General features: G+C 40.0%; 20 protein-coding genes and 1 other annotated feature. Of the genes, 1 reads left to right on the forward strand and 19 read right to left on the reverse strand.

All coding sequences use genetic code 11. The annotated features are described in order from the left end of the window. Nucleotides 1-394: 394 nt before the first annotated feature. The 19 genes from tuf to rpmG form a co-directional block, all read right to left on the reverse strand. Nucleotides 395-1579, reverse strand: a complete 1185-nt coding sequence (tuf, locus tag LG377_RS11880; protein WP_225744928.1) for an elongation factor Tu — start codon at nt 1577-1579, stop codon at nt 395-397. Nucleotides 1580-1712: 133 nt separating this feature from the next. Continuing rightward, nucleotides 1713-3806 (reverse strand): elongation factor G, encoded by a 2094-nt coding sequence (fusA, locus tag LG377_RS11885; RefSeq protein ID WP_225744929.1) that lies wholly within the window; start codon nt 3804-3806, stop codon nt 1713-1715. Between the two features lie 137 nt (nt 3807-3943). Then, complete coding sequence (gene rpsG, locus LG377_RS11890) at nt 3944-4414, reverse strand: 30S ribosomal protein S7 (protein WP_225744930.1); 471 nt, start codon at nt 4412-4414, stop codon at nt 3944-3946. A 56-nt stretch (nt 4415-4470) separates the two neighbouring features. Beyond that, nucleotides 4471-4881 (reverse strand): 30S ribosomal protein S12, encoded by a 411-nt coding sequence (rpsL, locus tag LG377_RS11895; protein WP_225744931.1) that lies wholly within the window; start codon nt 4879-4881, stop codon nt 4471-4473. Between the two features lie 388 nt (nt 4882-5269). After that, on the reverse strand, nt 5270-8896 hold the full coding sequence (gene rpoC / locus LG377_RS11900; RefSeq protein WP_225744932.1) for a DNA-directed RNA polymerase subunit beta': 3627 nt from the start codon (nt 8894-8896) through the stop codon (nt 5270-5272). Nucleotides 8897-9079: 183 nt separating this feature from the next. Further along, entirely contained in the window at nt 9080-12685 is a 3606-nt protein-coding gene (gene rpoB, locus LG377_RS11905) for a DNA-directed RNA polymerase subunit beta (RefSeq protein WP_225744933.1), read from the reverse strand. Between the two features lie 330 nt (nt 12686-13015). After that, entirely contained in the window at nt 13016-13627 is a 612-nt protein-coding gene (locus LG377_RS11910) for a class I SAM-dependent methyltransferase (protein ID WP_225744934.1), read from the reverse strand. A gap of 2 nt (nt 13628-13629) precedes the next feature. After that, nucleotides 13630-14994, reverse strand: coding sequence for a class II fumarate hydratase (fumC, locus tag LG377_RS11915; RefSeq protein WP_225744935.1), 1365 nt, complete (start codon nt 14992-14994; stop codon nt 13630-13632). A gap of 210 nt (nt 14995-15204) precedes the next feature. Continuing rightward, complete coding sequence (locus LG377_RS11920) at nt 15205-16497, reverse strand: uracil-xanthine permease family protein (RefSeq protein WP_225744936.1); 1293 nt, start codon at nt 16495-16497, stop codon at nt 15205-15207. Nucleotides 16498-16812: 315 nt separating this feature from the next. Next, nucleotides 16813-17298: an LURP-one-related/scramblase family protein gene (locus LG377_RS11925; RefSeq protein ID WP_225744937.1), complete on the reverse strand. Its 486-nt coding sequence runs from the start codon at nt 17296-17298 to the stop codon at nt 16813-16815. Nucleotides 17299-17389: 91 nt separating this feature from the next. Next, nucleotides 17390-18556 carry an FtsW/RodA/SpoVE family cell cycle protein gene (locus LG377_RS11930; RefSeq protein ID WP_225744938.1) on the reverse strand — a complete coding sequence of 389 codons (1167 nt, stop codon included), beginning with the start codon at nt 18554-18556 and terminating at the stop codon, nt 17390-17392. Between the two features lie 262 nt (nt 18557-18818). Beyond that, nucleotides 18819-20003 carry an FtsW/RodA/SpoVE family cell cycle protein gene (locus LG377_RS11935; protein ID WP_225744939.1) on the reverse strand — a complete coding sequence of 395 codons (1185 nt, stop codon included), beginning with the start codon at nt 20001-20003 and terminating at the stop codon, nt 18819-18821. A gap of 268 nt (nt 20004-20271) precedes the next feature. Continuing rightward, nucleotides 20272-20637, reverse strand: a complete 366-nt coding sequence (gene rplL / locus LG377_RS11940) for a 50S ribosomal protein L7/L12 (protein ID WP_225744940.1) — start codon at nt 20635-20637, stop codon at nt 20272-20274. 95 nt (nt 20638-20732) lie between these two features. Then, nucleotides 20733-21239 carry a 50S ribosomal protein L10 gene (gene rplJ, locus LG377_RS11945; protein ID WP_225744941.1) on the reverse strand — a complete coding sequence of 169 codons (507 nt, stop codon included), beginning with the start codon at nt 21237-21239 and terminating at the stop codon, nt 20733-20735. Between the two features lie 29 nt (nt 21240-21268). Next, nucleotides 21269-21406: a sequence feature (ribosomal protein L10 leader region), on the reverse strand. A 135-nt stretch (nt 21407-21541) separates the two neighbouring features. Further along, nucleotides 21542-22234, reverse strand: coding sequence for a 50S ribosomal protein L1 (rplA, locus tag LG377_RS11950; RefSeq protein ID WP_225744942.1), 693 nt, complete (start codon nt 22232-22234; stop codon nt 21542-21544). Nucleotides 22235-22371: 137 nt separating this feature from the next. Continuing rightward, a complete protein-coding gene (gene rplK, locus LG377_RS11955) occupies nt 22372-22797 on the reverse strand; it encodes a 50S ribosomal protein L11 (protein ID WP_225744943.1) in 426 nt (141 codons plus the stop codon). A gap of 150 nt (nt 22798-22947) precedes the next feature. After that, a complete protein-coding gene (gene nusG / locus LG377_RS11960; protein ID WP_225744944.1) occupies nt 22948-23502 on the reverse strand; it encodes a transcription termination/antitermination protein NusG in 555 nt (184 codons plus the stop codon). 171 nt (nt 23503-23673) lie between these two features. Beyond that, complete coding sequence (gene secE, locus LG377_RS11965; RefSeq protein WP_225744945.1) at nt 23674-23850, reverse strand: preprotein translocase subunit SecE; 177 nt, start codon at nt 23848-23850, stop codon at nt 23674-23676. Between the two features lie 46 nt (nt 23851-23896). After that, nucleotides 23897-24046: a 50S ribosomal protein L33 gene (gene rpmG / locus LG377_RS11970; protein WP_225744946.1), complete on the reverse strand. Its 150-nt coding sequence runs from the start codon at nt 24044-24046 to the stop codon at nt 23897-23899. Between the two features lie 300 nt (nt 24047-24346). Between rpmG and LG377_RS11975 the strand changes: the two genes are divergently transcribed. Continuing rightward, complete coding sequence (locus tag LG377_RS11975; protein WP_225744947.1) at nt 24347-24874, forward strand: Gx transporter family protein; 528 nt, start codon at nt 24347-24349, stop codon at nt 24872-24874. The last annotated feature ends 34 nt before the right edge of the window (nt 24875-24908 follow it).

A 24908-nucleotide genomic window follows, 5' to 3' on the forward strand; every position in this document is an offset into this window, starting at 1 on the left:
AATAAACCTAGCTCCACGAAAATTTTTCCAACTCACCCACCATGGCAATGCACCCGGGTGTGTCGCAACCTCTCGCTTCAAAGCCCTGGATCTGAAGTTATTACCCCTCTTGCACTAAATCTTTCTGATTTACACAAAAATAAGTACCTCGCAGACACCTATACAAGTATACATACAATACAATAAAGAAGCAAGCCTTTTTTAAAACATTTTCAAAAAAAGGGAAATTTCTTTTTTACGAGACTTTTTTCTTTTCTAACATACCGTTTTGACGTGTTTCTTCTATAGAATATACTCACGCTCTTTATCATTAATAAATTAAAAAAGCGTCACTTCGGACGATTCCGAAATGACGCTCCATTTAATTGTTAAGCGAATATCGAAAGAATAAAAATTATTCTACGATCTTAGTTACAACGCCCGCTCCAACAGTACGGCCACCTTCACGAATAGTGAATTTAGTTCCGTCCTCTACAGCGATTGGTGCAATAAGGCTAACTTTCATAGTTGTGTTGTCTCCAGGCATAACCATTTCAGTACCTTCGTTCAATTCAACGATACCAGTTACGTCAGTTGTACGGAAGTAGAACTGAGGACGGTAGTTAGTGAAGAATGGAGTGTGACGTCCACCCTCTTCTTTTGAAAGAACATAAACTTCAGCGTCAAAAACAGTATGTGGAGTAATTGAACCTGGTTTAGCTAGTACTTGTCCACGTTCGATGTCATCACGTGACATACCACGTAAAAGTGCTCCAATGTTATCTCCCGCTTCAGCGTAATCTAACAATTTACGGAACATTTCAACACCAGTAACAGTTGTTTTAGCAGTATCTTTGATACCGATAACTTCAATCTCGTCACCAACAGAAACTTTACCAGACTCAACACGTCCAGTTGCAACCGTTCCACGTCCAGTAATTGAGAATACATCCTCAACTGGCATCATGAATGGTCTGTCAGCGTCACGTTCTGGAGCTGGAATGTAGTTATCTACTTCTTCCATAAGATCAAGAATTTTTTGCTCGTAAGCGTCGTCGCCTTCTAGAGCTTTAAGTGCTGATCCAGCAACTACAGGAATGTCGTCGCCTGGGAATTCGTATTCAGATAATAAGTCACGAACTTCCATTTCAACTAATTCTAGTAATTCTTCATCATCAACCATATCAACTTTGTTTAAGAAAACAACGATGTATGGAACACCTACTTGACGTGAAAGCAAGATGTGCTCACGAGTTTGAGGCATTGGGCCATCAGCAGCAGAAACTACCAAGATAGCTCCGTCCATTTGAGCAGCACCAGTGATCATGTTTTTAACGTAATCCGCGTGACCTGGGCAGTCAACGTGTGCATAGTGACGAGTATCAGTTTCATACTCAACGTGAGAAGTAGAGATAGTGATTCCACGTTCTTTTTCTTCTGCAGCTCCGTCAATGCTGTCGTATGCTTGTGCTTCTGCATATCCTTTTTTAGATAATACAGTAGTGATTGCAGCAGTTAAAGTAGTTTTACCGTGGTCAACGTGTCCGATTGTACCAATGTTCATGTGTTGTTTTGTACGGTCAAATTTTTGTTTAGCCATTTTAAACATTTCCTCCTTAGATTGTGTTCCTTTAATTGGTAAGAAAACTTAGTTTTCAAACCATTTTATCACATATAATTATACCGATTACTATTACATTAATCAATCAGTTTGAGCGGTTGCTCAGAATAAATTATTCTGAGTCAGATCCGCCATTTTTCTTGATAATTTCTTCAGCAATACTCTTAGGAACTTGATCATAGTGGTCAAATTGCATAGAGAATGTTCCACGACCTTGAGTAGCAGAACGTAGTGTAGTTGCGTAACCGAACATCTCAGCTAAAGGAATCATTCCTCTAACGATCATTGAGTTACCACGTTGTTCAGATCCTTCAATATTTCCACGACGTGCAGAAATGTGACCCATGATATCACCCATGTAATCTTCAGGAACTGTAACATCTACAGCCATTACTGGTTCAAGAATTACTGCACCGGCTTTTTGAGCTGCATTTTTAAGTGCAAGAGAAGCCGCTACTTTAAATGCCGTCTCATTCGAATCGACATCGTGGTAAGAACCATCATAAAGTTTTGCTTTAACATCCACTAATGGATATCCAGCTAAAACTCCGTTATCTAGAGAAGCTTCTAGTCCAGCTTTAACTGCAGGAATGTATTCACGTGGAACAACCCCACCAACAACTGCATCTTCAAATTCGAAACCTGCTCCTTCTTCGTTTGGAGTAAATTCAATCCATACGTGACCGAATTGACCTTTACCACCAGACTGACGAACAAATTTACCTTCTGATTGTACCTGTTTAGTGAATGTTTCACGGTAAGATACTTGAGGAGCTCCAACGTTAGCTTCAACTTTGAATTCGCGTTTCATACGGTCAACGATGATGTCTAAGTGTAACTCACCCATACCAGAGATTAGTGTTTCTCCAGTTTCTTGATCAGTTTCAGCACGGAAAGTAGGATCTTCTTCCGCTAATTTTTGTAACGCAATACCCATTTTATCTTGGTCAGCTTTTGATTTAGGTTCAATCGCTACTTGGATAACTGGTTCAGGGAAGTCCATAGATTCAAGGATTACCGGGCTGTCAGTGTCACATAAAGTGTCACCAGTAGTTGTGTCTTTCAACCCAACTGCTGCAGCGATATCTCCAGAGAATACTTCAGGAATCTCTTCACGAGAGTTTGCGTGCATTTGTAGGATACGACCTACACGCTCACGAGAGTCTTTTGTTGCATTCAAGATGTAAGATCCAGACTCAAGAGTACCAGAGTATACACGGAAGAATGTCAAACGACCTACATAAGGGTCAGTCATAACTTTAAATGCTAATGCTGAGAAAGGTTTGTCGTCGCCAGCAGTACGTTCGATGACTTCTTCTGGATCTCTTTGAGCGTGTCCTTGAATTGCAGGTACGTCAAGTGGAGATGGAAGGTAGTCAACAACCGCGTCTAATAGCAATTGTACACCTTTATTTTTAAATGCTGATCCTACTAATACTGGGTAGAATTCAACGCTTAATGTTGCTTTACGGATACCTTCTTTTAGTTGCTCTTCAGAGATTTCTTCTCCTTCAAGGTATTGCATCATTAGATCTTCATCCATCTCAGCAACAGCTTCAACTAATTTAGTACGCCATTCTTCTGCTAATTCCATATGGTCAGCTGGAATTTCTTCTTCAGAAATTTCAGTTCCCAAGTCATTACCATACATGAAAGCTTTCATGCGAACCAAGTCGATGATTCCAGAGAAGTCATCTTCAGCACCAATTGGTAATTGGATTGGGTGAGCATTTGCCATAAGACGGTCATGCATAGAATGGTTAGCATCTAGGAAGTTGGCACCTAGTTTATCCATTTTGTTTACGAATACGATACGAGGAACACCATAAGTTGTAGCTTGACGCCAAACTGTTTCAGTTTGCGGCTCTACACCAGATTGTGCATCTAGTACTGCAACGGCACCATCAAGTACACGAAGTGAACGTTCTACCTCAACGGTAAAATCCACGTGACCAGGTGTATCAATGATGTTTACGCGGTGGTCATTCCACTGAGCAGTTGTAGCTGCTGAAGTGATTGTAATACCACGTTCTTGTTCCTGTTCCATCCAGTCCATTTGTGAAGCACCTTCGTGTGTTTCACCAATTTTGTGGATACGACCAGTATAATAAAGAATACGCTCTGTAGTAGTTGTTTTACCCGCATCGATGTGGGCCATGATACCAATATTACGTGTTCTTTCTAGAGGGAACTTTCTTTTAGCCACTTGTCTCTACACCTCTCTTTAATTCATTCAGTTCATGCATATACATGAATCGGTTATACAGCATAAAAGAATGAGCCAGTAAGTATTGTTTCTTGAAAACAAGAAACAACCTCTGCTGAACACATTCCTGATTTATATTACCAACGGTAGTGAGCGAAAGCTTTATTAGCTTCAGCCATACGGTGCATTTCTTCGCGTTTACGAACAGATGCTCCAGTGTTGTTAGCTGCATCCATGATTTCTTTAGCTAAACGATCTTCCATGGTATTTTCTCCACGAAGACGCGCGTAGCTTACTAACCAGCGTAATGCTAGTGTTGTACGACGATCAGGACGTACTTCTACTGGTACTTGGTAATTAGAACCCCCAACACGGCGAGCTTTAACTTCAAGAACTGGCATAATGTTCTTCAATGCTTCTTCAAACACTTCGATTGGATCATTTCCAGTTTGTTCTTTGATAGCAGCGAATGCATCATATAAGATTGTAGAAGCTTTTCCACGTTTTCCGTCAACCATTAAACGGTTGATCAAACGAGAAACTAATTTAGAATTATAAATTGGATCTGGTAACACGTCACGTTTTGTAACAGGACCTTTACGAGGCATGTAAATTCCTCCTTTCACAGAATATTATTTAAGTTTCATTTTTTAGTTAACCTGTTTTAGCTAGGTTTTTTAGTACCGTATTTAGAACGGCCTTGTTTACGATCAGTAACTCCAGCAGTATCAAGCGCACCACGAACGATGTGGTAACGAACTCCCGGTAAATCTTTAACACGTCCTCCACGAAGCAAGACAACACTGTGTTCTTGCAAGTTGTGTCCTTCTCCTGGAATGTATGCAGTTACTTCAATCATGTTAGATAAACGAACACGAGCATATTTACGTAACGCAGAGTTTGGTTTCTTAGGAGTCATTGTTCCTACACGAGTACAAACACCACGTTTTTGTGGAGAATATACAGTCGTTTGTTTACGTTTCTGAGTGTTATATCCTCTGTTTAATGCTGGTGATTCAGATTTAACGATTTTTGATTTACGAGGTTTACGAATCAATTGATTAATAGTAGGCATTTTCTGTTTCCTCCTTCCGTCTTTTCTTATAAATAATGGTTTTTCTAGACCCACACATCCAGGCGGTTCTTCGTTAGACAAAAGAAAGTATCGCTCGTTAGCGATGGTATTCCGTTTGCCTTATATCAGCTTTTAGACTGAACATCTAAACTCTAATACGAGGAACTGTACCTAACCGTGTGGCACATTAATGGCTCTTGTATTCCAGTCTGAACGACTGTTGACTCTATCGAGCTTAAACGATCTAGAACAGGAATCTGTACACAAAAGCACCTCTAGCATAGTACCACGTCTAGAATGAGCTGTCAACATCCCGGTCGATCTTTTTTTATATAATGATAAGTTGCGAGCGGAGAAAGCTTCCCCCGCTCGTCTTATCAGTGTTCAATTATTCTGGAGACGAATTGACTTCATCGTTGATGCTGTAAACATTCTCACTTACAACACCGACGCTTTTTGGTTTCATTTGGTTATAGACTTTCATACCTGTTCCGGCAGGAATCGTCTTACCAATGATAACATTCTCTTTCAATCCGATCAGTTTATCGTTTTTACCACGAATGGCAGCATCTGTTAACACTCGAGTTGTTTCTTGGAATGAAGCAGCTGACAAGAAACTATTCGTTTCAAGTGATGCTTTTGTAATACCCAGTAAAACAGGACGAGCAGTTGCTGGTAATCCACCAGATAGTAAAGTTGCTTTATTTTGATTTTTGAAATCATGAATATCCATCAAGTTACCTGGAAGGATCGTTGTATCCCCCGGATCCAGCACGCGTACTTTACGGAGCATTTGACGAACCATAACTTCAACGTGTTTATCTCCAATTTCTACCCCTTGGCTACGGTAAGCTCTTTGAACTTCTTGTAACAGGTAGTTTTGTAATTTGAGTACATTACTGACCGCTAACAGTTCTTTAGGATCTACTGAACCATCATTAAATGCATCTCCACGTTCGATAAAGCTTCCTTCTTTAACACGCAGACGCGCATTGATTGGAAGTGTATAGGTACGTGTATCTGTTGCACCCTTAACTACGATATCTTTAGTACGTTCAGATGGATTTTCATCGATTGATGCAATTTCTCCTGTAACCTCAGTAATCATCGCTTGCCCTTTAGGGTGACGTGCTTCAAAGATCTCTTGTACACGAGGTAAACCTTGTGTAATATCGTCTCCGGCAACCCCACCGGTATGGAATGTACGCATTGTCAACTGAGTACCTGGTTGTCCGATAGATTGAGCAGCAATTGTTCCAACTGCTTCTCCAACTTCTACTTGACGGCCAGTTGCTAAGTTACGACCATAACATTTCTTACATACACCGTGATTTGTATTACAGTTGAATACGGAACGAATCGTAACTTCTTCGATACCAGCTTCAATAATTTCTTTTGTAAGATCTTCTGTGATCAGTTCGTTTTCTGCAACCATTACTGCACCAGTTTCAGGATGCTTAACCGTTTTACGAGCGTAACGTCCGATGATACGATCTTCAAGCGGCTCGATTTCTTCGTTTCCATCTTTGATGGCTGTAACAAGAAGTCCACGTTTTGTTCCACAATCGTCTTCACGGATGATGACATCTTGCGCAACGTCTACTAGACGACGAGTCAAGTAACCAGAATCGGCTGTTTTAAGGGCCGTATCCGTCATACCTTTACGAGCACCGTGGGTAGAGATGAACATCTCAAGAACTGAAAGTCCTTCACGGAAGTTTGAAGTGATTGGAAGTTCCATGATACGTCCACTTGGAGCCGCCATTAGTCCACGCATACCCGCTAATTGGGTAAAGTTGGAGATGTTACCACGAGCTCCTGAATCACTCATCATAAAGATATTGTTACGTGCATCTAAAGAGTTCATCAAGTGATCTTGAATCAAATCTTTTGTTTTCGTCCAGACATTGATAACTGAAGTGTAACGCTCTTCTTCAGTGATCAGACCACGTCTGTGAGAAGCATCGATACGATCTACTTGCTCATGTGCTTTTTCAAGAATTTCTTCTTTTTCTTTTAGGTTAGAAATATCCGCGATCCCTACAGTGATCCCTGATTTAGTTGAATATTTATATCCAAGGTTTTTCATAAGATCGAGCATCTTAGACGTTTCTGTAACGTGGAATCTCTTGAAGACTTCCGCGATAACATTTCCTAAGTTATTTTTCTTGAACGGTTTAACGATTTCTTGATTTTTAATGTACTCAGGAATGTTTGTACCGTAAGCAACAAAGTAATGATCTGGTGTTTGTTTTTCTAGGTTCGCTTGAGTTGGTTCATTCAAGTAAGGGAATTCTGCAGGCATAATCTCGTTGAAGATTAATTTTCCGACAGTTGTAATCAAATACTTGTCTTTTTGCCATTCTGTAAATGGTTTGTTTGGAATTGCCGATGTATGGATTCCTACACGTGAATGCAAGTGTACATAACCGCTTTGGTAAGCTTGAATCGCTTCAGAAGTGCTTGAGAAGATCATACCTTCGCCTTCACGTTCTGCATCTTCCATAGTCAGGTAGTAGTTACCCAAAACCATATCCTGAGAAGGTGTAACAACTGGTTTACCATCTTTAGGGTTCAAGATATTTTGCGCACCAAGCATTAAGATACGTGCTTCTGCTTGAGCTTCGTCACTTAGAGGCACGTGAACCGCCATTTGGTCCCCATCGAAATCGGCATTGTATGCCTCACATACTAATGGGTGAAGACGGATCGCTTTTCCTTCTACTAAGATCGGTTCAAATGCTTGAATACCTAAACGGTGTAATGTAGGTGCTCGGTTAAGAAGAACTGGATGTTCACGAATAACGTCTTCAAGAACTTCCCAGATTTCTTCATCCAAACGCTCTACTTTACGTTTAGCGTTTTTGATATTGTTTGCAATATCTCTTGCAACAAGTTCTCTCATTACAAAAGGCTTGAAGAGCTCAATGGCCATTTCTTTTGGAAGACCACATTGATACATCTTAAGGCTTGGTCCTACTACGATAACGGAACGTCCAGAATAATCTACACGTTTACCCAGTAGATTCTGACGGAAACGTCCTTGTTTCCCTTTAAGCATATGCGAAAGAGATTTAAGCGGACGGTTACCTGGTCCAGTTACAGCACGTCCACGACGACCATTATCTACTAAAGCATCTACCGCTTCTTGTAGCATGCGTTTCTCGTTTTGAACGATGATGTGCGGTGCATTCAAGTCCAATAATCTTTTCAGACGATTGTTACGGTTGATTACACGTCTATAAAGGTCATTTAAATCACTTGTTGCAAAACGTCCACCTTCAAGTTGAACCATTGGTCTAAGTTCAGGAGGGATAACAGGAACAACATCCATAACCATCCATGATGGGTGGTTACCAGAGTTACGGAAAGCTTCTAGAATATCTAGACGACGAACCGCTCTTGTACGTTTTTGTCCAGTTGCAGACTGTAATAGTTCTTTAAGTTCTGCGACTTCTTCCACAAGGTCAACATCATTTAATAATGTTTTGATTGCTTCAGCTCCGATTTCAGCGCGGAAATCATTTCCGTACTGTGCACGACGCTCACGGTATTCGCGTTCTGTCATCAATTGTTTTTTCTCAAGTGGTGTATCACCCGCATCTGTTACAACGTAAGATGCAAAATAGATAATTTCTTCCAGCGCACGAGGACTCATATCAAGCACAAGACCCATACGACTTGGAATACCTTTAAAGTACCAGATGTGTGTTACTGGTGCAGCAAGTTCTAAATGTCCCATACGTTCACGACGTACTTTAGACTTAGTTACTTCTACGCCACAGCGGTCACAGACGATGCCTTTATAGTGCACTCGTTTGTATTTACCACAAGAACATTCATAATCTTTAGTTGGTCCAAAGATTCTCTCACAGAATAGTCCATCTTTTTCAGGTTTAAGTGTTCGGTAGTTGATTGTTTCTGGTTTTTTAACTTCTCCAAAAGACCAGCTGCGGATCTTATCTGGTGAAGCTAATCCAATTTGAATACTTTCAAAATTATTAACATCGATCAAAGGGGCGACCTCCCTTTATTAGATTGTGAGCTGCCCTAAAGCTCCAGAACAAGACGGCGCCGGGCAGTTGAGAGAACGAGGCAAGACCAGCTCAAGATGATGCGTATCATCTCAAAGGTGGCCTCCCCGTATCCAAACTGCTCAGCTTGTCTTACCCTTCTATGGTGTTTCTGTTAAAACTGCTTACTCTGTTTCTTGTTCTTGTGTTTCAGTTAATGCTTCTTCGTCAGCGCGTTGCTGCGCTTCTTCAGCACGTTTGATGTCTTGTTCTTTTTTCATTTCTTCTAAAGAATCTACATTGCCGTAGTCATCGTCTTCTTCTGTGTCTTGAAGATCGATTGCTAAGCTCTCTTTATCAAGTACTTTAAGATCCAGTCCTAGTGACTGTAACTCTTTTACAAGTACTCGGAATGATTCTGGTACACCTGGACGTGGAATTGGCTCGCCTTTAACGATCGCTTCATAAGTTTTCACACGACCCACTACATCATCTGATTTATATGTCAGAATCTCTTGTAGGGTATAAGCTGCACCATATGCTTCCAGTGCCCAAACTTCCATCTCTCCGAAACGTTGTCCACCGAACTGAGCTTTACCACCCAGCGGTTGTTGTGTAACTAAAGAGTAGGGTCCAGTTGAACGAGCATGAAGTTTATCATCGACCATGTGAGCCAGTTTGATGTAGTACATAACGCCGACAGATACTTTATTGTCAAACTCTTCTCCTGTACGTCCATCATATAAGACCGTTTTTGCATCGTCGTCCATGCCAGCTTCTTTGATTGTTTCCCAGATATCTTCCTCATGCGCCCCATCAAATACTGGAGAGGCAATGTGGATACCAAGTTTACGTGCAGCCATACCCATATGAAGTTCGATAACTTGACCGATATTCATACGTGATGGTACACCTAGTGGGTTCAGCATGATATCTACTGGTGTTCCATCTGGCATGAATGGCATATCTTCTTCAGGAAGGATCAAAGAGATAACCCCTTTGTTTCCGTGACGACCCGCCATTTTATCTCCAACGTTGATTTTACGTTTTTGAACGATGAATACACGTACCAAGAAGTTAACGCCTGGTGATAATTCGTCTCCAGCTTCACGAGTGAAGATCTTAACGTCGTGTACAATTCCGCCGCCACCGTGTGGCACGCGTAGAGATGTATCACGAACTTCACGTGCTTTTTCTCCAAAGATTGCATGCAACAGTTTTTCTTCTGCAGATAATTCAGATACACCTTTAGGCGTTACTTTACCAACTAGGATGTCTCCGTCTTTTACTTCTGCACCGATACGAATAATTCCGCGGTCATCAAGATGTTTTAAAGCATCTTCTCCGACGTTTGGTAATTCACGTGTGATTTCTTCAGGTCCGAGTTTTGTATCACGTGCTTCTGATTCAAATTCTTCAATATGAATAGATGTGTAGACATCATCTTTAACCAGACGCTCACTCATGATGATCGCATCTTCAAAGTTATAACCGTCGAATGTTGTAAAGGCAATCAGTGGGTTACGGCCAAGAGCCATTTCTCCATTTTCCATAGACGGGCCATCCGCTAAAATGTCTCCCTTGTCTACTTTTTCGTCCTTACTCACTAAGGCACGCTGGTTGTAAGATGTTCCAGCATTTGAGCGTTTGAATTTCGCAATATTGTACTGATCTAACGTTCCGTCTTCTCTACGAACACGAACTTGTTTTGCATCAACATACTCAACGACTCCGTCATGTTTTGCAATGATCGCAGCTCCAGAATCACGCGCGGCAAGGTGTTCGATACCTGTACCAACAAGTGGTGCTTCCGGTTGCATCAATGGCACTGCTTGACGTTGCATGTTTGCACCCATCAAAGCACGGTTGGAGTCATCGTTTTCCAAGAAAGGAATACTTGCAGTCGCTACAGAAACAACCTGTTTAGGAGATACATCCATGTAATCAACTTTTGTTACATCGATTTCTTCGTTTTTGTTTTTCGTACGCGCAAGCACGATGTCATTTGTGAATGTGCCATCCGCATTAAGTGGTGCATTAGCCTGAGCTACTACATATAAATCTTCCACATCTGCTGTCAGATAATGAATTTCATCTGTTACTCGCAAGTTTTCACGGTCTACTTTACGGTAAGGTGTTTCGATAAATCCATACTCATTGATTTTAGCGTATGTCGACAAACTATTGATCAGACCGATATTCGGTCCCTCAGGCGTTTCAATCGGGCACATACGGCCATAGTGGGAATAGTGAACATCTCGAACTTCGTATCCAGCACGGTCACGTGTCAAACCACCGGGTCCAAGTGCAGATAGACGTCTCTTATGTGTCAACTCTCCAAGTGGGTTCGTTTGATCCATGAATTGTGATAGTTGTGAAGATCCAAAGAATTCTTTGATCGACGCAACGACTGGACGAATATTAACCAGTTGTTGAGGTGTTGTTGTAGACGTGTCTTGAATAGACATACGTTCACGTACAACACGTTCCATACGAGATAGTCCAATACGGAATTGATTTTGTAGTAATTCTCCAACAGAACGGATACGACGGTTACCCAGGTGATCAATATCATCTGTTTCGCCAACACCTTCTTGAAGGTTGAAGAAATAACTCATTGAAGCAATCATATCCGCAGGAATCACGTATTTGATTTCACGATCTGGCGTCGCATTTCCAATGATGTTGATTATACGGTCAGAATCGATTGGTGAGTATACTTTGACAACTTGAAGATCGATTGGCTCTGGTACAACCCCTTCATCTGAAGGGTGAATTGTAATGCCACCAAGTCCGTTATCAATGTGCTCTCCAAGATTATCCATTACATCACGTGTAACGATTGTACCTTCTTTAGCTAGAATTTCACCTGTTTCAGGGTCTACCAATGTTTCTGCTAAAGTCAGTCCCATCAAACGAATTTTAAGATCTAGTTTTTTATTGATTTTATAACGTCCTACTCGAGCTAGATCGTAACGCTTAGGATCAAAGAAACGAGTTGTCAGTAAACTTCTTGATGAGTCTGCTGTTTTCGGCTCACCTGGACGTAGACGTTCGTAAACATCTTTCAAGGCTTCTTCTACTCGAGAATCTGCACTGTTTTTGTGAATATCTTTTTCTAATGTAGCTTTAAGGCTTTCGTTGGCTCCGAAAAGATCCATGATTTCATCATCTGATCCAAATCCTAATGCACGTACTAAGACACTTAACGGAATCTTACGTGTACGGTCAATACGGACGTTAGACAAACCTTTAGAATCCGTTTCATATTCTAACCAAGCTCCACGGTTAGGAATAACAGTTGTTCCAAAGCCTTCCATACCGTTCTTTTCAACTTTAGGGCTGAAATAAACACCTGGCGAACGAACTAATTGAGAAACGATAACACGTTCCGCACCATTGATGATAAATGTACCTTGTTCTGTCATTAGCGGGAAATCGCCAAAGAATACTTCTTGCTCTTTAACTTCTCCTGTTTCTTTGTTGATCAAGCGTAATTTAACGTACAGTGGAGCAGAGTAGTTTGAATCATGTTGTCTTGCTTCATCCACTGTATATTTTGGTTGTTGTAGTTTGTAATCTGTAAACTCCAGTGAAAGATTTCCAGAAAAATCCTCGATTGGTGAAATGTCTTTAAACATCTCTCTCAATCCGTCTTCTAAAAACCATTCGTATGAATCTGTCTGTATTTCGATCAAATTCGGGAGTTCCAGCACTTCGTTGATTCGTGAAAAACTTTTTCTTATACGGTGTTTACCGTAATTCACATTATGGCCTGCCAACCTCTTCACCCCTCGTTAATATTCAATGTATAGACTAATTAGTTAACCTGATCTAAATATTACATTTAGATTACAATGATGACGATTCGTTTAAATCATCTCATGTTTTCCTGTTTTAGACCAAAAAAAATACAAAAGATATGTGAAGAATCGATAGATTTCATTCTCACGTTCTTTTGTTTAGCATTCAAAACCCTATACGGACAATATTTCGCATAGCGCTCCACTGTATACATTGTTTAGCGTCTACTTAGTTTACACGACAAATAGAAGGGTGTCAAGCATATTTTTATACTTTAAACATCCTTCTTCTAAACGCCCGTTTTATAGTGGATTTATCTATGAAGAGACCTTTTGAGATCTTAAAATCCAGTACCCTCTGTCTAGCGCAATTCGTTCTACATTTCCAAATACTTCGGCCATTTTCTTCTGTGCACTCGGTGCCCCCTGTTTCTTCTGGATAACAATAACCAAGTAACCTCCAACCGCCAGATGATTGACCGCTTCTTCCAGCACTTTATGAACTGTTTCTTTGCCTGCTCTTATTGGCGGGTTTGAAAAAATTCCTGCAAATACCTTATGCGTTACGGTTTCATACAAAGAAGATGCATGAATCGAAACGTTATTCACACCGTTGGTTGCAGCATTCTTCTTCGCAAGTGAAAGGGCACGTTCATTGATGTCTACCATTTCAACTACTCTATCGCGATCAAGTTTTGCCAGCGTTAATCCGATTGGGCCATACCCACACCCAACATCTAGTAGCGAACCTTCTGGAAATTCTGTTAAATAGACTGCATCAAGCAATACCTTGGAACCATAATCAACTTTTTCTTTTGAAAATACTCCAGAATCCGTGTGAAACGTAAAGTCGAATCCTTTCAGTTGTGTCGTCCAGGATTGTTGATCGCTTTTTGATTGTGGGTCATTTGTATAATAGTGATCGCTCATGATTAAACCATCTTTCTAGGATCTGTATAGTTATCAAAGTCTTGCTCACTCATGAGTTCAGCAGACATGACAACCTCTTTTAATGTTTTGTTTTCTTCGTATGCTTGTTTCGCTAAAGCACTAGCTGTGTCGTATCCTAGCACCGGTGCCAGTGCCGTTACCAGCATTAACGATTGATCGACGTAAGTACGCATTTGCTCTTCGTTTGCTGTCAGACCAGCCAGACACCTTTTGTTGAAACTTTGCAGACCATCCGCTAAAAGCGTAATGGACTGGATCGTGTTATAGATAATGACAGGCATATAGACGTTCAATTCAAAGTTTCCTTGCGATGCAGCTATGCCAACCGTTGTATCATTTCCCATAACTTGTACGCAAACCATCGTCAATGCTTCTACTTGCGTTGGATTAACTTTCCCCGGCATGATCGAGCTACCTGGTTCGTTCGCTGGTATAGTGATTTCAGAAAAACCTGATCGTGGCCCGCTAGCTAACCATCTGATATCGTTTGCCATTTTCATCACGTTTGCTGCAAGTGATTTAAGGGCACCGTGGAAAAAGACAAAGTTATCTTTACTGGATAATCCATGAAACTTGTTTTCCATTTGAGTAAAAGGTTCATTTGTCCAACGCATAATTTTTTGGATTGCTTTTCCAGAAAAAGTCGGCTCAGCATTCAATCCCGTTCCTACAGCTGTTCCTCCAAGAGGTAATGCATACATCATCTCCGTAGATTCTTCAATCATTTTTTCGTTTCGTTCAATCATACCGATCCATCCACTAATCTCTTGTCCAAACGTTAGCGGCGTTGCATCCTGGAGATGTGTCCGTCCGATTTTAATTGTATCTTTGTATGTCTCCGCAAGTTTTTTTAACGTCTGTTTAACTTCTACCAGTATAGGCAGAAGACGTTCTTTAACTTTCAAAACAACCGCTATCTGCATTGCCGTCGGAAATGTATCATTCGAACTCTGACTTTTATTGACATCATCATTGGGATGGATTAAATTAGATGTTCTTTTCTCGTTGGCAATATGGGAGATGACTTCATTCAGGTTCATATTGGTTTGTGTCCCGCTACCTGTCTGCCAGACAGACAAAGGGAACTCTTCATTAAACATTCCCCATACTAACTCATCACACACTTCAGAAATAGCTTCTGCTTTATTCGTATCCAGAAGGCTGATTTCTTCGTTCGTCAAAGCCGCCGCTTTTTTTACTAGTCCCAAAGCTTGAATCACTTCGATCGGTATCTTCTCATTTCCGATTGGGAAATTTTCCAGACTTCGCTGTGTTTGTGCGCCCCACTTTTTCTCAGCAGCAATGTTCACCGTTCCGATTGCGTCTCTTTCAGTTCTCTGGTTCATTTATTTACACACTTTCTAGTATATTGGTTGGGTTAAGGTCATCATTTCCTGATTGTTTTCTTTTTTTCTATCAGTTTTATTTTCAAACCACTTTATATTTTACCGTAATAAAAAAAATAATCAAAAAATATTCTCAAATTTTGTTTGAAACAACAAAAAGAGGCGCTTTCGCACCTCTTTTATTTCAAGCATGTTTATTTTAGAAGAAACTTATACTTCCGCTTTGAACGGTTTTTCGCGTGGCAAAATCAAGTTCAGCACAATACCGGTCAGCGCACTTAACGCCGTTCCAGACAAAGTGACGAATCCAGCAATATCCAGCACTGCTCCACCCAGACCGATAACAAGCATCGAGCTTGCTATGATTAAATTACGTGACTGATTGAAGTCCACTTTATCTTCAATCATAACTTTCAGCCCATTACTGGCAATAACTCCATAAAGAAGAATGGACATCCCTCCTAGTACAGCATTGGGGATTGTCGAAATCAGTGCCGTGAATTTCCCGAAAAAGCTCAATCCGATAGCAATGAACGCCGCGTTTCGAATCACTGAGACCGAGGCAATTCTCGTCATGCCAATAACGCCAGTGTTTTCACCATAGGTTGTATTCGCCGGTCCTCCGAAAAATGCAGACACGACTGTTGCCGCTCCATCTCCAATTAATGTTCTAGAAAGGCCAGGATTTTTCAGGAATGGACGTCCGACGATTTTTCCAAGCACTGTATGATCTCCGATGTGTTCCGCTACAGTCACAAGGACGATTGGTAAAATGGCCCATGTTTCTGGTCCGAAGTAGAACGTATAAGAATTAAATAAATTATTTTCAAAAGGCACGTAAAATTCCGGTACTGCCAGCCAGTTCGCTTCAATGATAGGCATAAAGTCGACTAGACCTAACATGATTGCTACAAGGTAACCGAAGATAATCCCAGTTAAAAAGGGAATGATTTTAAAGAAGCCGGTAGCTTTTGTATTGATAAAAGCTGTGATCAAAAATGTAGAAACGGCTACAAGAATCGTTTTCCAATCCGAATCGGCTACGAGTCCAGCGTTTGAAACAGCATTAGAAGCCAATCCTAGACCGATCACCATAATCATGGGTCCAATAACGATTGGTGGAAGGAGTCTATCAATCCAGTTCGTTCCAATCACTTTTACTACACCCGCTATCACGATGTAGACAAGACCAACCATGACGATACCAGTCTGAGCGGCACTAATATCTCCGCCCATTTGCTCAATGGCCACTTGCATCGCTGCGATATACGCAAAAGATGATCCTAAGTAAACAGGCACTTTCGCCTTTGTAGCAAGTTGATAAATCAAGGTCCCGACTCCACTCGCCAGTAATGCGACCGATACCGGAAGACCTAGCAAGATAGGGACTAAAATCGTTGCTCCGAACATTGCAAAAACGTGTTGAAGACTGAGTAATAAGCCCGTTGTTAGAGCTGGTTTGTCCTCCACGTCAAGAATTAGGTTTTGTTTTTCTACTGCCATATATTATCGTTCCTTCCTGAGTTTGAATAGGTTATTTCCAGAATTTTTCGCAAAAAAATACCCTTTGCATCTATGCAAAAGGACCTCGTTTATCAGATGGAAATTACCTGCTTCTTTCCGCATCCAGTAAAGCGATAGATTTCCAGACTCAGAAATTGACCGCAAACACTCGGAAGGCATGTAATTATGTAAAGCTATTCCATCCTTTTTTACCTCACTGGATAAACTTTAAAGGAGTTTTGCTTTTGTTATTGTAGCAATTAATGACATGCGTTGCAAGACAAATTTTCAGAAAGCTGCTTTAAGCGTCTTTTATTAAGAAGCTCCATTATTTCTTTGCGCTGAGAACACGCAATCAATGACAATGACGACACCTAATAGCAATTCCGCCTGACTTTCGTCTCGTATATCAATCGCGTATGTATCTCCCCAAGATAACCATTCTTTATTGATATCAGCAATCACGTTTCCTCTCTGCTCGATTACATAGTCGTGTGCCATAATTGATCCTTCGACGTTCCAGTCTGGCCCCAGAATCGAATAGTCATTTTTGAAAAATCTAAATTCTTTTTTGACCGTAGCGACTTTTTCTCCGTTTTTATACAGATCATACTCTGGAAGAAATGTTAAAAGCTTCTGCTCAATATACAGAACTTCTTCTTGATACATATTGTAAATACGCAATTTATTCCCTAGACTCAGCATTTTACCTTCAACTTGATACAGCGCTTGACCTGATTCATCTTTTACGGAAAACTGATTATTGAACGAAAATACTTTTTGTTTTATGAAATATTTCATCTGAATTCCCCCTAATTTGTTTTGATACTAGCTCTATTATAAGCATACACTAAAAAATAAAAAGGTCGATCTCCTGAAGAGACCAACCTTTCTATTTATTCACTTGAGCTTTGCTTCTTTCAATGCTGTCTCTGGCTGAAATGTTGGCGACCAGTCCAATCGATCCGGAAAGAATCAACATACTCGACCCCCCGTAACTTAACAGCGGAAATGTCATACCAGAAATCGGCATCAATCCAATTACGCCACCAATATTAATGAGCGCTTGAATAAAGAACATTGTCGCAATTCCGATACACATGAGCGATTCAAAACTTTTTTTAGAACGAATTCCTATAAGATAGATCCGAGAAATCATGAAGGTAAACAGACCGAGCACAAACAAAATTCCAACCAATCCCAATTCTTCTCCGGTGATGGACAGGATAAAATCTGTATACGGTTCTGGTAAATAACCTGTTTTCTGAACACTATTTCCAATACCTACACCGAAAAGCCCACCTCGACTGAGTGCATAATAAGACTGAACCAGTTGAAGACCAGCACCATCCGCTAAAGCAAAAGGATCCCAAAAAGCCAGAAAGCGCTGATACTGATAGCCTCTTAAAAAAGGTAGGTGCGGTCCAAAGTGTCTTACCAGTTCTAAAACCCCAGCCACTAGGACTGTACCCATAGCACTGAGCATTAACCCTACTTTAGCAGATACACCACTAGCAAAGATCATGATTGCACTAATCGCAACAATCACGACAGCTGCTCCAGTATCTGGTTGAATCAAGATTAAAGCCACGACTAGACCAATCAGCAAGCTCGGCGCCATAATGGAATTCAAGAAATCATCAGCGATGACCTTTTGTTTTTTGGATAGTATGTAAGCCAAGTACCAGATACAGGTTGCTTTGGCGATTTCTGCTGGCTGTACGTTGAAAAATGGCAATTCAATCCAGCTTTTCGCGCCATTAATCTCTCTTCCGAAGATCAGGAGTATCAGTAATAGTACAATCGTCAACAAAATACCAAGTATGACGACTTTTTTTTTCTTAAGGAGTCGAAACGGAAAAAAGGCACCGACAAATGCAAACAGCAGTCCTCCAATGACATAAGCGGTCTGTCTAACAAGATAGAATTGCGGATTATTGTAATCCTTTAACCCCATATAACTACTGGCACTGTAGACCATTACGATACTAAACAGCGCTAAGATAAGAAAAGGAATCATTAAATGTTTATCCATATGCTTGATTCTCTCTTTGAACATCGATCCTTCACTCCCCTCTCTATACTTTTTTCGTTGATAACCATTCGTCCAAATGAAACCTTCTTTTGAATCGCTTTTAATAAAGCTTCCTCTATTCTTCAGAAAGCAACGTGAACTCTTTTACTCTATCGGTATAGCGTTCAATTAGAAAGGAGCCGTTTTTGTTAATCGTTTTATCGGCTCCTTTCTCACCTATCGAACCCTTTCAATCATTCATTTCAAGCTATTTTCAAAAAATCGTTTTACATTCTATTTAACGCTTTTACGAACCTGTATGGAACTCTTCAGACTCGCCAGAGAAAAAGTAGGACTTATGGTGGAAACGCATGGACATGATTAAGCCTATCGCCATCATATTCCCAAGCAAGGCCGAGCCTCCTTGAGAGATAAAAGGTAAAGGTATTCCTGTCATAGGTAGCAAACCAATACTCATTCCGATATTTTCCAGTACGTGGAAAGCAATCATCATAATAACACCTGTTGCAATATAAGCATAAAATTCGTTTTTTGTATCATAAACGATTTTCACCATGTGATAGATGAGTATAAAGTAAAGCAATATTAAGAAGGCTCCACCTACGAATCCGAAATTCTCTCCAACAGTTGAAAAAATCATGTCGGACTCTCTTACAGGAATGTAGACTTCTGTTACACCTAAACCCTTACCTATAATTCCGCCAGATCCAATCGCTTTAAACACTTGAGTGATTTGGTATGCATCATCCGATGAACTTTGAAGAGGATTCAACCAAGTATCTATTCGTGCAAATTGGTAGTTACTAAACCCTAAGTTAATCAGAAACTCTCTGTTATAAACTACCAGTAAAATCAAACCTATCCCAAGAGACATCACTACCAGAAATGTAGGTAGAATAATCTGCCATTTTACACCTGAAAGTAACACGATTCCAACTAGTATTGCCATATAAACTAAAGCTGTTCCCAAGTCATTGAGTACAAGCGCAAGATACGGAGCTGAATATAAAGCGATTTTTCCCAGTAATTTAAAGTCACTACTGTATTCATGACTCGTGTAATAACTATTATGTTTCGTGACTGTTTTGGCTAATATAAGGATAAAAGGAATCTTAGAGATCTCTGCAGGTTGTATTGTACCTATTCCAGGTATCCTAATCCACGATTTTCCACCGGTTCTAGCAGCCAATTCTCTGTCATAAAACAAAAGCGTAGCAATCAGCAATAGTATCCCGATAACATAAAGAACCATCGTCATTTTCCATAATTGCTCAGAGTCAAACTGCATGATGATAGCTACCGCGATTGTTCCTAAGGCGTACCAAATTGTATGCATAATGGTTTGTCGCATGCCCTCGCCGGCCATCAAATTCGTTGTTGAATAAATCATGGCAATACTGAACAATGCTAGTAGCATGACGCTCAATATGACCCCGTAATCTATACGGTTTGTGTGTTTATCTTCAGTCATTTTCTTATGCTCCTTTTTCTAATCCAAATTCTGGTATGCATCTACATTCAAAACATTTTTGGTAACACTCTTCAAGGAAACATTTTAACAGATTCATTTCACCATTCATAGCTATGGTAAGCATTTAGCATAAAATAGCCACAGAAACGCAAAGATTTCTTAAGGTTTGCGATTTCTCTATAAAGAAAGAGCACCTAACCACTCTGACCATAACAGGTTCAGGGTGGCGGTGCTCTTTAAAGGATTCAGCAAACGACTGAAAAGTTAATTACTTAACTTCTACAGAACCGCCAGCTTCTTCGATTTTAGCTTTAAGTTCTTCAGCTTCATCTTTAGAAACGCCTTCTTTGATTGCAGAAGGAGCGCCATCAACTAATGCTTTAGCTTCTTTCAAGCCAAGACCAGTAGCTTCACGTACAGCTTTGATTACTTTGATTTTAGCAGATCCAGCGCTTGCTAGTTCAACTGTAAATTCAGTTTGTTCAGCAGCTTCTGAAGCTCCTGCTCCTGCTGCTGCAACTGGTGCTGCAGCTTCAACGCCAAATTCTTCTTCGATTGCGCTAACTAAGTCGTTCAATTCAACGATTGTAGACTCTTTTAAGTCAGCAATGATTTTTTCGATATCTAATGCCATTTTATATTTTCCTCCAATATATTAGTTGTGTTTTTTAGTTAAATGATGGTGCCAAATGATTTGTAGAACAGGCTGTTCTGTAATAGAACGTGAGCTTACGCTGCTTCCTCTTCTTTTTTCTCTGCAACTGCTTTGATTGCCAAGGCAGTGTTTCGAACTGGTGCTTGAAGTACAGATAATAGCATAGAAAGTAGTCCTTCGCGGCTTGGTAGTGTCGCAATTTTGTTGATTTCTGCAACAGTTGCTACTTTACCTTCCAATACGCCACCTTTAATTTCTAAAGCTTCTGCATCTTTCGCAAATTCTGCAATGATTTTTGCAGGCGCTACGACTTCTTCATTACTGAATGCTACTGCTGTAGGTCCTTTAAAGACGTCATCTAAACCGTTCAAGTTTGCTGCTTCAGCGGCACGACGTAGCATAGTATTTTTCAATACGTGCATTTCAACTCCAGCTTCACGTAATTGTTTACGTAACTCAGTTACTTGCTCAACTGTTAGTCCACGGTAATCAACTACGACTACTGCAGCCGCGTCTTCGAATTTTTTAGTAATGTCTTTAACGATTTCTTCTTTTTTAGCTAAAATGTTCGCTTTGCTCATTGATGTTTCACCTCCTGATCGATTGTAAAAGGGCAATAAAAAAACCCCATGTCTCCGTAGACAAAGAGGGATTGTGTGTGTTTAACGTAAATATACATCACAGTTATCCTCGGTATGATATTAAGGCTTACGCCACATACTGTCTTCGGTATAATCTAGCATCGTTCTTCTGTTTTATTTAAGAAACAGATTCACTTTACTTTTACTCATCAATGTTCAGTTAATTGCTTAACCTGCATAAGTATAGCAAGCTATACCTCGCAGGTCAAGAATTAATTGATTTTTTTAAGTTGAGATTATTATTATTTTACTGTTGTTTGGTCTACTTTAACACCAGGACCAAAAGTACTTGCAACAGCCATATTTTTAATATAAGCACCTTTTGAACTAGATGGCTTAGCTTTAACGATTGTTTCGTGAATCGCAGAAAGGTTTTCTTGTAATTTGTCGATGCCAAATGAAACTCTTCCGATTGGAACATGAATATTTGACTGACGGTCTACACGATAAGTAACCTGTCCAGCTTTGATATCATTAACAGCTTTCGCTACGTTAGGTGTTACTGTACCAGTTTTAGGGTTTGGCATAAGGCCTTTGGGTCCAAGGACACGTCCAAGTTTACCAACTTCAGCCATCATGTCCGGAGCGGCAACAACTACGTCGAACTCGAACCATCCACCTTGTACTTTTTCAACTAAATCGCTATCTCCAACGAAGTCAGCTCCAGCTTCTTGTGCAGCTTTTGCTTGATCTCCTTTTGCGAAAACGATAACTGTTGAAGTTTTACCTGTTCCGTGTGGCAATACCATTGCTCCACGAATTTGTTGATCAGCTTGTTTAGGGTCTACTCCTAGACGATAAGCAACTTCTACAGATGCATCAAATCCAGCGTAGTCGATTTCTTTAACTAATTCTAGTGCTTCAGTAGCGTCATACAATTGTTCTCTGTTGACTTTTTCCAGAGCAGCTAAAAACTTTTTACTTTTCTTCGCCATGATTATTTCCTCCTTGTTGTGGTATTAACGGTTTAACCTCCCACTTGTTCTCCTTAGAAGTGATTGAGTAATTTATTTAGAACCACTCACATCTACAACTACGGAGACAGCAAGAGCTTAGAGTTGTAGGTTTTTAATTAACCTTCAACAGTGAAGCCCATGCTACGAGCTGTACCTTCGACCATACGCATAGCAGCTTCTACAGATGCAGCGTTTAAGTCTTCCATTTTTGTTTCAGCAATTTCTCTAACTTGTGCACTTGTTACAGATGCAACTTTTTTAGTGTTTGGTTCACCAGAACCAGACTCAACGCCGGCAGCTTTTTTAAGTAATACTGCAGCTGGTGGTGTTTTAGTGATGAATGTAAATGAACGGTCTTCGTATACTGAGATCACAACTGGAATGATCATTCCTGCTTGGTCTGCAGTACGCGCGTTGAATTCTTTACAAAATCCCATAATGTTTACTTGTGCTTGTCCTAGTGCTGGACCTACTGGAGGAGCTGGATTAGCTTTCCCTGCAGGAATCTGCAATTTGACTAGATTTACGACTTTCTTTGCCACGAGACATACCTCCTTGATTTGTTTCGCGAGTGGTTAAATGAGGTTATAGTTTTCCTCTCCCACCTGTTTCTTTGCATACAAAATATGCGTATCGCCTACTTTGCGTACCGATATATTATAGTCCTTCAAAGGATATGTGTCAAACCTTTTTTAATCTTTTATCTTAGAAATCTGATCGTAGTCAAGTTCGGCGTTTGTTTCACGGCCAAACATTTCAACTAGCGCTTTAATTTTACCTTTTTCAGATTCGATTTCTGTAATAGTACCTTCCATTCCTGAAAAGGCACCGTTGATGATTTTGACACGTTCGCCAATTTCAACATCCATGTTTACTTTACGAGGATTGATACCCATACTACGTAAAATCTGGTCCACTTCTTCTGGTAACAATGGAGAAGGCTTACTTCCTGCACCATGTGACCCAACAAATCCAGTTACGCCGGGAGTATTCCGTACGATATACCAAGCATCATCTGACATAATCATTTCAACAAGTACGTACCCTGGAAATGTTTTATGTGTAGAGACTTTTGTTTCTCCATCTTTTTCCTCATAAGTTTGTTCTTCCGGAATCAATACTTGTAAAATGTTGTGTTCCATCCCCATACTAGTCGCACGAGATTCTAGATTCTGTTTTACCTTGTTTTCGTAACCTGAGTAAGTGTGTAGTACATACCACGCTTTTGATAATTCAATTTCAGACATGTCTTTCTCCTTTTTTGTTGTTTTTCTGATTTTCCACAATTGTTCCAAACCATAATAAAAAACCTTCTGCACGTGTTATCGATCAAGAAGGTTTTTGTCGTTTCGTTTAATCTATTCGCATTATATCACTTAAACGCATGATAATCTATTGCATTTAGTCATTCAACTTTTTTAAATCAAATTCAGTAAAAAAGTAATGATCGAATCTATTCCAAAAAAGAAAACGCTGAAAAATGCTACAACTCCAAATACAGTTAACGTATTTTTTCGCATTTCTTTGTTCGTCGGCCAAGTGGTTTCTTGTAATTCATATTTTACTTCTCCGAAAAACTTCTTGATTTTGCCCATCGGTGTCATCCTCCCATACTATTTGATTCATTTGATCTGTTAAAGGTTATTTAGTTTCTCTGTGTAATGTGTGTTTTGAACAGTAACTACAGTACTTTTTAACTTCTAGTCGTTCTGTTCGAACTTTTGATCCGCCATTTTTAGAGTAGTTTCTTGAACCACATTCTGTACAGGCTAGGACGATTTTCTTTTGCATATTTTTCTGTTCCTCGTTTCTTTTTTCCCACGGTTGCTTTAAAACGCAACTTCACTGCGTACCAATCTAAATAATACTGTTTATCAATAAGTTAGTCAACTACTACTTTAGACTCTATGGCTTCTTTTTCTTAGATAGGGCGTTTGATTTTATGTATATCTGCTTTAGTTGTGTCTAAAAGCAGACGTTTATGTATACGAACATATCAAGTTTGTTTTAATTTATATTTTTTTATAGAAGAAGCTTCTAATCTATGGCACAATAACCTTACATAAAAGCTTATTAGAAGGACGTTTTTTTATGACTAAAACTCAAAAACTCATTTATATATCTTTACTTTCTGCTCAAGCGGTTATTCTAGGGCTTATAGAGCGAAGTATTCCCTTTCCTTTTGCATTCGCTCCAGGCGCTAAACTTGGCATAGCCAATCTGATTACTATCGTTGCAATCTATACTCTTCCTTTTAAAGATAGTATGAAGGTTGTGGGCATGCGTTTGTTGATGACAACCTTGTTAGGTGGCACGATTTCCACACTCCTCTACAGTACAGCTGGAGCTGTCCTTAGCTTTTTAGGGATGGTCTTTGTCAAAATGACTGGTGGTAAAAAAGTCAGCATCATTGGAGTAAGTGCTACTGGTGGTATTTTACATAATTTAGGTCAACTATTTGTTGCTAGTTTTATCGCTCAAACATGGACGGTTCTTCTGTACCTGCCTGTACTATCTTTTATGGGCATCTTATCTGGAATTGCCATTGGAATCTCGGCAAATTTCTTAATGGATAAAACGTCTATTGTTCGTCGTTTTCGCCGTCAGTATGAGGAATGACCGCTTAAAACAATCATCTACTTTTTTCAAGTGA

Origin of the sequence: Marinilactibacillus sp. Marseille-P9653 (assembly GCF_916618885.1) — a bacterium.
GTDB lineage: Bacteria > Bacillota > Bacilli > Lactobacillales > Carnobacteriaceae_A > Marinilactibacillus.